The 10,528-nt window shown below is 72.4% G+C and carries 12 protein-coding genes; 6 read left to right on the top strand and 6 right to left on the bottom strand.

What is annotated here, in order from left to right; all coding sequences use genetic code 11:
• Nucleotides 1–2: 2 nt before the first annotated feature.
• Complete coding sequence (locus E1266_RS07860) at nucleotides 3–485, bottom strand: cyclic nucleotide-binding domain-containing protein (RefSeq protein WP_207945491.1); 483 nt, start codon at nucleotides 483–485, stop codon at nucleotides 3–5.
• Between the two features lie 312 nt (nucleotides 486–797).
• Between E1266_RS07860 and E1266_RS07865 the strand changes: the two genes are divergently transcribed.
• From E1266_RS07865 to E1266_RS07880, 4 genes are all read left to right on the top strand, one after another.
• A complete protein-coding gene (locus E1266_RS07865) occupies nucleotides 798–1,067 on the top strand; it encodes a metal-sensitive transcriptional regulator (RefSeq protein WP_132045316.1) in 270 nt (89 codons plus the stop codon).
• Between the two features lie 136 nt (nucleotides 1,068–1,203).
• Nucleotides 1,204–2,598 carry an MBL fold metallo-hydrolase gene (locus E1266_RS07870; RefSeq protein WP_132045291.1) on the top strand — a complete coding sequence of 465 codons (1,395 nt, stop codon included), beginning with the start codon at nucleotides 1,204–1,206 and terminating at the stop codon, nucleotides 2,596–2,598.
• 16 nt (nucleotides 2,599–2,614) lie between these two features.
• Nucleotides 2,615–3,208 (top strand): rhodanese-like domain-containing protein, encoded by a 594-nt coding sequence (locus E1266_RS07875; protein WP_132045293.1) that lies wholly within the window; start codon nucleotides 2,615–2,617, stop codon nucleotides 3,206–3,208.
• Between the two features lie 64 nt (nucleotides 3,209–3,272).
• Nucleotides 3,273–4,055, top strand: a complete 783-nt coding sequence (locus E1266_RS07880; protein WP_132045295.1) for a sulfite exporter TauE/SafE family protein — start codon at nucleotides 3,273–3,275, stop codon at nucleotides 4,053–4,055.
• Nucleotides 4,056–4,123: 68 nt separating this feature from the next.
• On the opposite strand, the gene E1266_RS07885 is transcribed toward E1266_RS07880, so the two are convergent.
• Together E1266_RS07885 and E1266_RS07890 are read right to left on the bottom strand one after the other, a co-directional pair.
• Nucleotides 4,124–4,687, bottom strand: coding sequence for a DoxX family protein (locus E1266_RS07885; protein WP_132045297.1), 564 nt, complete (start codon nucleotides 4,685–4,687; stop codon nucleotides 4,124–4,126).
• A 183-nt stretch (nucleotides 4,688–4,870) separates the two neighbouring features.
• A complete protein-coding gene (locus tag E1266_RS07890) occupies nucleotides 4,871–5,818 on the bottom strand; it encodes a universal stress protein (RefSeq protein ID WP_132045299.1) in 948 nt (315 codons plus the stop codon).
• A 164-nt stretch (nucleotides 5,819–5,982) separates the two neighbouring features.
• Here E1266_RS07890 and E1266_RS07895 point away from each other — a divergent pair, with 164 nt between their 5' ends.
• A complete protein-coding gene (locus tag E1266_RS07895; RefSeq protein ID WP_132045301.1) occupies nucleotides 5,983–6,504 on the top strand; it encodes a CBS domain-containing protein in 522 nt (173 codons plus the stop codon).
• 11 nt (nucleotides 6,505–6,515) lie between these two features.
• On the opposite strand, the gene E1266_RS07900 is transcribed toward E1266_RS07895, so the two are convergent.
• Nucleotides 6,516–6,749 carry a universal stress protein gene (locus E1266_RS07900; RefSeq protein ID WP_132045303.1) on the bottom strand — a complete coding sequence of 78 codons (234 nt, stop codon included), beginning with the start codon at nucleotides 6,747–6,749 and terminating at the stop codon, nucleotides 6,516–6,518.
• Nucleotides 6,750–7,133: 384 nt separating this feature from the next.
• Entirely contained in the window at nucleotides 7,134–8,174 is a 1,041-nt protein-coding gene (locus E1266_RS07905) for a zinc-dependent alcohol dehydrogenase family protein (protein ID WP_132045305.1), read from the bottom strand.
• Nucleotides 8,175–8,470: 296 nt separating this feature from the next.
• Between E1266_RS07905 and E1266_RS07910 the strand changes: the two genes are divergently transcribed.
• Nucleotides 8,471–8,911: a lamin tail domain-containing protein gene (locus E1266_RS07910; protein ID WP_243718279.1), complete on the top strand. Its 441-nt coding sequence runs from the start codon at nucleotides 8,471–8,473 to the stop codon at nucleotides 8,909–8,911.
• A gap of 121 nt (nucleotides 8,912–9,032) precedes the next feature.
• On the opposite strand, the gene E1266_RS07915 is transcribed toward E1266_RS07910, so the two are convergent.
• Entirely contained in the window at nucleotides 9,033–10,328 is a 1,296-nt protein-coding gene (locus E1266_RS07915) for a hypothetical protein (protein ID WP_132045307.1), read from the bottom strand.
• Between the last annotated feature and the right edge of the window lie 200 nt (nucleotides 10,329–10,528).

The raw sequence follows: 10,528 nt of genomic DNA on the forward strand, positions 1-10,528 counted from the left end.
ACCTACGGGACGGGAGCGTCGTCCAGCGTGTCGAGGGAGACCTCCAGCAGGCGCGTTTGCGTCGCTTCGAGCCGTTCCACGACGAGTTCCGCGAAGCGGCGCGTCAGCTCGTAGCCCAGCGACGGGTCGACGGCGCAGAGCGTCCGCACCAGCCGCCCGTCGAACTCGATCGCCCGGACTGGGGTCTGCGCGAAGGCGCCGAACCGCCACCGGTGCGGGCGGAACAGCCAAGACCAGCCCAGCGCGGAGCCCGGCCCGGAGGCGCCGACGACGACCGGCCCGCGGCCGGGCGGGTGCAGGTCCAGCGCCACGGTCCCGTCCTGGACGAGCCAGAACCGCTCCGCCGGGTCGGACTCGTCGACGATGCGCCGCCCCGCCGGGAACCCGGTGCGGCGGGCCGCCCTGGCCAGCCCGGTCAGGTCGGCACGGCGCATCCCGCTCAGGAACGGTTCGCGGGCCAGTTCGTCCGCTGTCACCACGCTCATCCTCACTCCCTCCCTCCGTCCGGCCTGTGGACCACGTGGTCCCGGGCCAGCACGGCGAAGGCGTCGTTCTCTCGGTGGATGACCGTCATCTGGCTCATCGCGGCACCTCCGGTGCGTGCCGAACTTCCTTACCTCGTCTCCAGCCTCCGTCATGCGGAACCCGCGGTTAAGAGCCGAAGGTCCCGTCGCGAGGGGGCTACAGGCCATCGGACGGGCATCCGGGCGCCCCGGTCGTCGTGTGACGGGCTTCACGCACAGCGCTATACCCCCGGGGGTATAGTCCGAAGTGGAGGTGCACGAGTGGAGAACAACCTGGAGATGGACGCCACCGTCCTCGCCGACGCGCTCACCCGGCTCCGGCGGGCGCACGGCCAGTTGGGCGGGGTGATCTCGATGATCGAGAACGCCGAGGACTGCGAGCGGGTGCTGACCCAGCTCGCGGCCGTGTCCAAGGCGATCGACCGCGCCGGCTACAAGATCATTTCGACCGGGCTGCAGCACTGCCAGGCGGCGGCCCAGCGCGGCGAGAAGCCCCCGATCAGCGCCGAGCGGCTGGAGAAGCTGTTCCTGGCGCTCTCCTGACCACCGGCACTTCCCGGCCCCCCGCCTTCGGGTGAGGGGCGGCCGACCCTATCCCGCGCACACTTGTGTCTTCAAGATACCCCCCGGGGTATGCGCGACCCGATCCAGAACAGGCGACCTGAAAGCGAAGGAAGACATGCCAGCGATCCGCACCGAGGTCGTGGAGACCTCGTCCCTGGGCGACCGCAGCTATCTGGCCCATGACGGCCGGGTCGCCCTGGTGGTCGATCCGCAGCGCGACATCGACCGCTTCCTGACCCTGGCCGGACGGCTGGGCGTCCGCATCACGCACGTGGCCGAGACCCACGTTCACAACGACTACGTCTCCGGCGGGCTGGCGCTCGCGCGGGTGACCGGCGCCGCGTACCTGGTCGCCGCCGCGGACGACGTCGACTTCGACCGGACGGCCGTGACCGACGGCGACGAGATCGCCCTGTCCGAGACGATGCGCGTCCGCGTGGTCGCCACGCCGGGGCACACCTTCAACCACCTGTCCTACGTCGTGTCCGGGCCGGACGGCGGGCCGGAGGGCGTGTTCACCGGCGGGTCGCTGCTGTTCGGCACCACCGGCCGCACCGACCTGCTCGGGCCGGACCACGCCCATCCGCTGGCCTACCGTCAGCACGCGTCGGTGCGGCGCCTGGCCGATCTCCTCCCCGACGGCGCCGGCATCTGGCCCACGCACGGCTTCGGGAGCTTCTGCTCGGCGAGCCAGTCCGACGCCGCCGCCTCGACCATCGGGCAGGAGAAGCGGTCCAACCCGGCGCTGCGGCTGGAGGCCGACGACTTCGTCGCGGAGACCCTCGCCGGGCTCGACGCCTACCCCGCGTACTACGCGCACATGGGCGTCCGGAACACCGCCGGGGCCGACCTGGTCGACCTCACCCCGGCCCGGACGGCGGACGCCGCCGAACTGCGCGAGCGCATCGCGGCCGGCGAGTGGGTCGTGGACCTCCGCTCCCGCAAGGCCTTCGCACAGCGCCACCTCGCCGGGACGCTGAGCTTCGGCCTGGACGGGCCGATGTCGACCTGGCTGGGCTGGATGGCCGAGTGGGGCGCGCCCCTCACGCTGCTGGGGGAGACCCCCGAGCAGGTGGCGGACGCGCAGCGGGAGCTCGCGCGCATCGGCATCGACCGTCCCGCCGCCGCGGCGAGCGGCACCCCGCGGGAGTGGGCCGGCGGAGACGACGCCCGGCTGGGCGGGCTGGCCGTCGCGTCGTTCACCGACCTGGCCGACGCCCGCGCCGGGCGCGTCCCCGGGCACCTGCCCGCACCGGACGTCGTGCTGGACGTGCGCCTGCGCGGCGAATGGCAGGCCGCGCACATCGACGGCGCGGTCCACGTCCCACTGCCCGACCTCCCCCGCCGGCTGGACGAGGTGCCGGCCGGAACCGTCTGGGTCCACTGCGGCTCGGGCTACCGCGCGGCCGCCGCGAGCAGCCTGCTCCAGCGGGCCGGACGCCGGGTGGTGCACATCGACGACGCCTTCGGCCAGGCCGCCGCCACCGGCCTCCCGATCACCGACCACTGAAAGCAAAGGAGAATTCGTGACGACCCCGCAGACGCCCCCCGCCCTGGACGCCGCCGCCCTGCAGCGGCTCCTGGACGCCGGAGACGACCTCGCCAAGCCTCGGCTGATCGACGTCCGGACGCCCGGCGAGTTCGAGACCGTCCACATCCCCGGCTCCTACAACGTGCCGCTGGACCTGCTGCGCGAGCACCGGGCCGAGCTCCGCGCCCACCTCGGTGAGCAGGTGGTGCTCATCTGCCGCTCCGGGCAGCGCGCCGCCCAGGCCGAGCAGGCGCTGGCCGACGCGGACCTGCCCAACCTGCGCGTCCTGCACGGCGGGATCACCGCGTGGCAGGCGGCCGGCGGGACGGTCGCCACCGGGCGCCCGCGGTGGGAGCTGGAGCGCCAGGTCCGCCTGGTCGCCGGCTCGATCGTGCTGGCCGCCGTACTGGCCAGCACCGTCGTGCCTCCCGCCAAGTGGCTCGCCGCGGCGATCGGCGCCGGGCTCGCCGTCGCGGCGCTGACCAACACCTGCGCCATGGGCATGGCCCTGGCCAGGCTGCCCTACAACCGGGGGCCGAAGCACGACATCCGGACCGTGCTGAGCGCCCTGGCCGACGACCGGCCATGACCCCGGCCCGCCGCACCGGCACGCCACGCGCACACGGCGACGTCCCGCAGAGAAGGGGGAGGACATGCTGACCGCGATCGCCCTCGGCGTCGTCATCGGCGTCCTGCTCGGGCTGCTCGGCGGCGGCGGCTCCATCCTGGCGGTCCCCGCCCTGGTCTACGGGGCGGGCCTGCCGCTGGCCGCGGCGGTCCCGGCGTCCCTGCTGGTCGTGGGGATCTCCTCGGTCACCGCCGTGCTGCCGCGCGTGCGCGCCGGGGAGGTGCGCTGGCGGATCGCCGCCGTCTTCGGCGGCGCGGGCGCCCTGGCGGCCTTCGGCGGCGCCGAGCTGAACCGCCTTCTGCCCGGTCAGGCCGTGCTGCTCGGCTTCGCCGCGCTGATGGTCGCGGCCGGGTGGCGGATGCTGGCCGAGTCGGGCCGGCCGGAGGGCGCCGCGTGCGCGCTGCCCGGCGGCGGCGTCGACTGGCGCGGCTGTCTGCCCCGGTCCCTCGGCGCGGGCGCGGTCGTGGGCGTCCTGACCGGCCTGTTCGGTGTCGGCGGCGGGTTCCTCATCATCCCGGCGCTGGTGGCCGGGCTGGGCCTGCCGATGGCGGCGGCGGTCGGGACCTCGCTGGTCATCGTGGTGGTCAACTCCGCCGCCGGGTTCGCCGCCCATGCCGGGGACGCGGCGCTGGACTACGGGATCATCGCCGCGTTCGGCGCCGCGGCCGTCGCCGGGTCGCTGGCCGCCGCACGCCTGGGCCGCCACCTGGACGCCGACCGCCTGCGCCGCTGGTTCGCCTATCTGGTGTTCACCGTCGCGGCCTTCGTGGCCGCCCAGGCGCTCCTCAACCCGGCCGCCCTGAACTGACGCCGGCGCCTGGAGCCTGCACAACGAAAGGACGCCCACCGTCCGGTGGGCGTCCTTCTGGTCTCGTGCTACTTGAGGATGGGGAAGCGCTGGGCCAGGCGGGTGTTGCTCCACCGTTCGCCCAGGCCGAGGGTGTCGCCTGCCTTGACCAGCGCGAGCCCGATCAGGACGATCGCGTAGATCAGGTGGTCGTCCATGAAGGGGTTGTTCTCCGGGGGCAGGACCGCCGACCACATCAGGACCATCATCAGCGCGCCGCTCGCGGCGGCGATCCGCATCCCGATGCCCAGCAGCAGCGCCGCGCCGATGCCCGCCAGTCCGATCATGAACAGCCAGTCCGCCCAGGCCGCCCCGGCCAGTCCGTTGTAGAGGCCGGCGAACGGGCCCTGCGGCGCGTTGGCCAGGAACCCCTCGGTGGGGCTGGCACCATCGATCCACGCCTTGTCCGCGGGGGTCGCGTAGCCCAGCCCGAACAGCTTGTCCACGAACGCCCAGGCGAAGATCCAGCCCAGCGCCAGCCGGGCCGCCGCCCACACGTACCGCGCCGCGGGCGACTCGGTCAGCGGCTTCGGGGCCACCACCCGGATCACGGTGCCGTGCTCTTTGCCCGTCTTGTGCTCGGAGAGTGCCATGGCCTCTCGCCTTCCCTCACATCGCCTTGTCGCTTCACCCCTGAGTCAACCGCCGCGCCGTCCGGCGCCGTAGGACCGTAAGGGCACGCTCGCCGGGACCAAAGTCCCCGACCCGCCGGGGCGGCTACACGGCGACCCTCCGCAGTTCGCGGGCGACACCGGCGGCACTCGCATCATGACGACTCACCCCTTCATGGACTGATCCTTCGCGTACTGGTCGTGCTCGTGGACGACCGCGACCGGGCTCGGGGCCTCGTGCAGGACGGCGCGGGTGACGGCGCCGAGCAGGGTCGTCGGGGACGTCCCGAGCCCGCGGTCCCCGACGACGAGGAGCGTCGCGTCGGCGGCGATGTCGGCCAGGGCGCGCCGCGCGGGTTCGATGACGAACCTCTCCTCGACGACGATGTCCGGGTAGTCGGCCAACTGCGGCCCGACGACCCCGGCGAACCGCCCCCGCGCCCGCTCCTTCACGGCCTCCGGGTCGGTGTACGGCAGCCGCTCCGGGCCGGGCAGCGAGGCGGGGTCCCACCACGCGCACACCAGCGTGACCGGAGCGTCCCGCAGCCTCGCCTCACGGAGCGCGAACCGCAGGGCGGCCGCGCTGGCAGGTGAGCCGTCGACGCCGACGACGATCCGTCCGGCGGCGTCGCCCCGTCCGGCGGTGTCGCCCCGTCCGGCGGTGTCGCCCCGTCCGTCGGTGTCGCTCGGGCGGTGGGCGGGGACCACGACGACCGGGCGATTGGCGTGCGCCGGGACGTGCACGGCGGTGGAGCCGAGCGGCAGCCGGTCGAACCCGCCCGCCCCGCGGGCGCCGACGACGATCAGCGCCGCCTCCACCGCCGCGCCGAGCAGCGCCCCGGACGGCGTGCCCTTCAGCAGCACCGGCCGCACGTCCAGGCCGGGTGCGGCCTCCCGCGCCAGCCGAACGCCGTCGCCCAGGGCCAGGGCCCCCATGCCCTGGACGATCTCCATCGTGTCGCGGTCCCCGGGACACTGCGGATAGGGCCAGTTCCACGCGTGGCAGACGTCCAGCGGCACTCCCCGCAAGGACGCCTCGGTGGCCGCCCAGTGGACCGCCCGCTCCGAAGCGGGGGAGCCGTCGAAGCCGACCAGCACCTGTCGTTCGTCCATCACCGACCACCTCCGTGTCTCTCACGCTCGTCCGGCAAGGGTTCGGGGGGCAGTGGCATGGGCCCGCAGATGGCGGGACCTTCGCCCCTGCCGCCGGCGGCGCGGCCTGCGGTTCGCTGGAAGTGCGGGATCGGGTCCGCCCTGGGAGAGCCATAGGAGTAGCAATGAGCACGCATCCGCCGCTTGAACGGCGCGTAGCCGCCGATGTGATGACCAGGGACCTGCTCACCATCGCCGCGTCCGAGTCGGTGCTGATGGCCTGGGAGCTGATGTGCAAGGCCGAGGTGCACCACCTGCCGGTCGTCGACGACGAGGGCGGATTCCTCGGCGTCGTGGACGCGCAGACCCTCGCCGCGACCTGGAACTCCGCGACCCCGCGCGACGTCCGCCGGCCCGTGACCGCGCTCCTGCCGCACCGGCCGCCCGCGGCGGTGCGGCCGGCGGCCGCCGTCGCCGACGTGGCGAGCGCGATGCTGGAGGCCGACGCGGACTACGTCCCGGTGACGAACGAGTACGGCGTCCTCGTCGGCCTGATCACCGCCCGGGACATCATCGCCGCGCTTGCCGGTGTGGAGCACGACGTCGCGCCGCGCAGCACGGGCATGCCGTCCCTGTACCGCATCGAACCCGTGCTGCCGAGCGCCGTCCCGGCCCGCCCGGACCGGGGCCGCATGGGGCCTGGCTGACCGGCCCATCCTCAGGCCGCCCTCCGCGCGGCCGAACCCGGCTCCGGGACGACCGCGACCGTGCACGGGGCGTGGTGCAGCATCGCCGAGCTGCTCGCCCCCGGCAGCAGCGGATCCACACCCCCGGTTCCGCGGTCGCCGAGGACGAGGAGGCCGGCGTCCGAAGCGGCGTCCAGGAGCGCTTGCCGGGACGCTCCAGCTGCACCGAAGTCCGAACCCGGACCTTCGGATACCGCCGCGTCCAGGGGTGGACGGACCCGCGCGGCCCGGCGACGTCGCGGACGGCGACCACCGGCCGGTGCGTGCGTGCGGGCAGCTGCACCGCGGTCGACCCGGCGGGCAGCCGGTGCCGCTCGTGCGACCCGACCACGATCAGCTCCGCGTCGTCGGACTCGTGGACGAGCGTCTCGGAGACGGGCTCGCGCCTCAGCGCGACCATCGGGTCCCCCTTTCCGCGAACGCGGTTACCCCCTCAGTTTCCGCAGGGCACGGGCGTCATGCAGGGCCGAAGGTCCCGGCCGCGCCGTACCGTCCGGCAGTGCTCCGGGCGGCGGGCCGGTGGGAACGTGGAAGCCCTTACCAACAAGCCCCAACCGACCTTTACCCGGGGACGTACATCGCGGGCTGAATCAGCGGGTCAGGACGACCTTCAGGGCGCCGGTGCCGGCGGCGTCGGCGAAGACGTCGTACGCCTTGGGGAACTCGTCCAGCGTGAAGTGGTGGGTGACGAACCGCCCGGCGTCCAGCTGCCCGCCGGAGACTAGGCGGAGCAGGGTCGGGGTGGAGAAGGTGTCCACCAACCCTGTGGTGATCGTGATGCCGCGGATCCACTGCTCTTCCAGGTGCAGCGAGGCCGGGCCGCCGTGCACGCCGATGTTGGCGATGTGGCCGCCCGGCCGGGCCAGCGCCACGCTCAGCTCGAAGGTGTCCGGGACGCCGACCGCCTCGATCGCCACGTCCGCGCCCAGCCCGCCGGTCAGTTCGCGGACGGCGGCGAGCGGGTCCTGCCGGGAGTTGTTGACGGTCCGGTCGGCGCCGAACCGCTTCGCCGCCTCCAGCCGGCTGTCGGCCAGGTCGATCGCGATGATCCGGCTGGGGCTGAACAGCCGCGCACCCATGATCGCCGCCAGCCCGATCGGGCCCGCGCCGACGACCGCGACCACGTCGCCAGGCCGGACGGCGCCGTTGAGGACGCCCACCTCGTAGCCGGTCGGGAGGATGTCGGCCAGCATCAGCACGTCCTGCGCCGCCACCCCCTCGGGAACCGGGTGCACGGAGGTGTCGGCGAACGGCACCCGCACGTACTCGGCCTGCGTCCCGTCGATCTTGTGGCCGAGGATCCAGCCGCCGCCGCCCAGGCACAGCCCGTAGCGGCCCTCCCGGCAGAACCGGCACGTCCCGCACGCGGTGATGCAGGACACCAGCACCTGGTCGCCGGGCTTGACCGTCCGCACCGCCGGGCCGACGGACTCGACTGTCCCGACCGCCTCGTGGCCGAGCACGCGCCCGTCGGTCACGGCGGGGACGTCCCCCTTGAGAATGTGCAGGTCCGTCCCGCAGATCGTCACCGCGTCGACCCGGACCACCGCGTCGCCGTCCTCGACGACCTGCGGTACGGGCACCTCTTCCCACGCCGTCTCGCCGGGGCCGTGGTACACCATCGCTCGCATGATGCGCCTCCTTGATGGGTTCGGCTGCCATGTCCAGCATTGGATTCCGGGGGACGGCACGGGTAGTGCCCAACGTCCCGATGCGCGGGGCCCCGGCCGGCCCTGCCCGCTCATCGGCGGAAGGCGGCCGGCCGCCCGTGGCGCCCACCGGTTCCATGCCCGGGCCGGCCCGGAAGATGCCCAGGCCGCCGACGCTCGATCAAGCCGGTCGGTTGACGGCCCGACCCGAGCCGGTCATCGCCCGAAATCACGGTCTATTCGCCGATAGAACTGGTGCTTCACCGACACGGGAGGCAATGGTGAAGAGGATTCTGGCGACGGCGGCGGCCGCGGCGACGGCGCTCGGCCTGATGGCGGCTCCGGCGGAGGCCGCGTCCCCGGTGCAGATCTACCGGGTGTACTTCGACTCGCCGGGCAAGGACACCCGGTCGAACAAGTCGCTGAACGGCGAATGGGTGCAGCTGTACAACCGCACGACGAAGACGCGCCAGCTGAAGGGCGTGAAGCTCCGCGACAAGACGGGCTACACGTACACGTTCGGGTGGTTCCAGCTGAAGGGCCGCAAGAGCGTGTACGTCCACACGGGCCGAGGCTCCAACAACGCGACCCACCGCTACTGGGGCCGGAAGGCGTACGTCTGGAACAACACCGGCGACACGGCCTACCTCCTGTACCCGAACGGCAAGCGCGCCGACTCCTGCTCCTGGACGAGCAAGGGCTCCTCCAAGTACTGCTGAGCAGCACCGCTGACCCGCGGACGCCCGGTCGGCCGTTGTGGCGTCCTTCGACGATCCGGCCCCCGGACTCTCACGGGTGACGAGGAGTCCGAGGGCCGGGGGGCGGGTGTGGGCGGACGGGCTAGGCCGTGGAATCCAGGTAGAGGTCCTTTTCCTGGGTCCTGCCGCTCGGGTGGCGGGCGGTGATGGTGGCGAACGTGAAACCGTCCACCGGTGACGTCGTGCCCTGGAAGGTGGCCGAGGACTGGCCTGCCGGGATGGTCAGCTCGGCGGGAACCTGGACGACCGGGTCGGAGCTGGCGAGCTGGATCGTGACCGGCACGCTCGTGGCGGTTCCGAGACGGACCGTGCCTTCGAATGGCTGACCGCCGGCGACGAGCCACGGTTCGATGTCGAACCCGAGGAGATTGGGGTGAACGCGGACGGTGTGGCTCCGTGTGCCCACTCCTTCGATGTTCGCCGTGATGGTCACGTCACCGTCGATGTCGGACGGTATCGAGACCTGAATCTGCGACGTCCCGGAGAACCCTTCCGAATATTGCCGGGGGGAGGACGGGGATGGGATCTTCGGGTGGTCGGTGGTGAAAGTGACCTCGATTCCGCCGTGCGGTACGGGATTGGGCAGGTTCAGGGTCATGTCGTAATACGCGCCGTACGTCTCGGCCGCCCCCGTGAAGCTCCACTCGCCGGGATCGTAGTTCCAAGCGAGCAGCGTCAGGACCGCGCTGAGGCTCTGTCCCGGAAGCTTCGCCGTCACGGCGACATCCGCGTTCTCCGGGATACGCGTGCTCCCTGCCCGTGGACCTATTGCAGAAGCCCCGTGGGGAATCGTGATGCTCGCCGGGATCTGCAGTGCCGGGTTGTCGCTTTCCAGCGGGATCTGCATCCCACCCTCGGGCGCCGGGCCATTGAGGCCGACAAAAATCGAGACGTCATCACCGCTGACGATGCTCGAACGGCCGCCGAAGTCGACGAACTTCAGTCCTGGTTGCAGTATGACCGGCTGCGTGAGCGTTCGGCCCCGTAGCTTCGCCGTCAGCGAGACGGTGAGGTCGCCGTAGATGTAGTCCGGCTGGTGCGTACGGATGGGAAAGGTCGCCTCCGTAGCTCCAGGTGGCACGATGACCTTGTCCGGAACGCTCACCCAGGACGTGTCCGCAGACGTCAACGTCACGGCGAGCGGGATGGGGGAGGGGCATATCACCTTGACGACGCCTTGCGCTTCTCCGCCCGAATGGACTTTTTCGCTCGGTGGCTCCAGTGCTTGGAGCCAGGGTCCGCACGGGGCGGGGGCCGCATCGGCTGCGGCGGGGGCCGCGAGACCGGAGGCTCCGAACATGACGGCCGCCACCGCGACCAGGCACACCTTCCATTTTTCTAAGCGATTCACGATGCACACCCTCTCCGAACGACGCATGAACCCAAGATCTTAAATCGGGGGCCGCCGCGTTGGCATCACGTTTTCGTGGAGATCGAAATCAGAAAAGCGTCGGAAAAGCTACTCCGCGCGCCGGCGCCGGAGCCCGGGTGCGAGCCGTCCCGCGGGCGGGGGCGGCTTGGTGGTTACCGGGCGTATCGGGCGTGCGAAAATCGGCGGGTGCGGGTCGGGATGCTGGG

It is taken from the genome of Actinomadura sp. 7K534, from assembly GCF_004348575.1.
Classification (GTDB): domain Bacteria; phylum Actinomycetota; class Actinomycetes; order Streptosporangiales; family Streptosporangiaceae; genus Spirillospora; species Spirillospora livida.

Excerpts from the sequence above, each read along its gene's own strand:
- E1266_RS07860 (WP_207945491.1), bottom strand. The coding sequence starts at position 485 with ATGAGCGTGGTGACAGCGGACGAACTGGCCCGCGAACCGTTCCTGAGC.
- E1266_RS07910 (WP_243718279.1), top strand. The coding sequence starts at position 8,471 with ATGGTGAAGAGGATTCTGGCGACGGCGGCGGCCGCGGCGACGGCGCTC.
- E1266_RS07905 (WP_132045305.1), bottom strand. The coding sequence starts at position 8,174 with ATGCGAGCGATGGTGTACCACGGCCCCGGCGAGACGGCGTGGGAAGAG.
- E1266_RS07895 (WP_132045301.1), top strand. The coding sequence starts at position 5,983 with ATGAGCACGCATCCGCCGCTTGAACGGCGCGTAGCCGCCGATGTGATG.
- E1266_RS07890 (WP_132045299.1), bottom strand. The coding sequence starts at position 5,818 with ATGGACGAACGACAGGTGCTGGTCGGCTTCGACGGCTCCCCCGCTTCG.
- E1266_RS07880 (WP_132045295.1), top strand. The coding sequence starts at position 3,273 with ATGCTGACCGCGATCGCCCTCGGCGTCGTCATCGGCGTCCTGCTCGGG.
- E1266_RS07870 (WP_132045291.1), top strand. The coding sequence starts at position 1,204 with ATGCCAGCGATCCGCACCGAGGTCGTGGAGACCTCGTCCCTGGGCGAC.
- E1266_RS07915 (WP_132045307.1), bottom strand. The coding sequence starts at position 10,328 with ATGCGTCGTTCGGAGAGGGTGTGCATCGTGAATCGCTTAGAAAAATGG.
- E1266_RS07885 (WP_132045297.1), bottom strand. The coding sequence starts at position 4,687 with ATGGCACTCTCCGAGCACAAGACGGGCAAAGAGCACGGCACCGTGATC.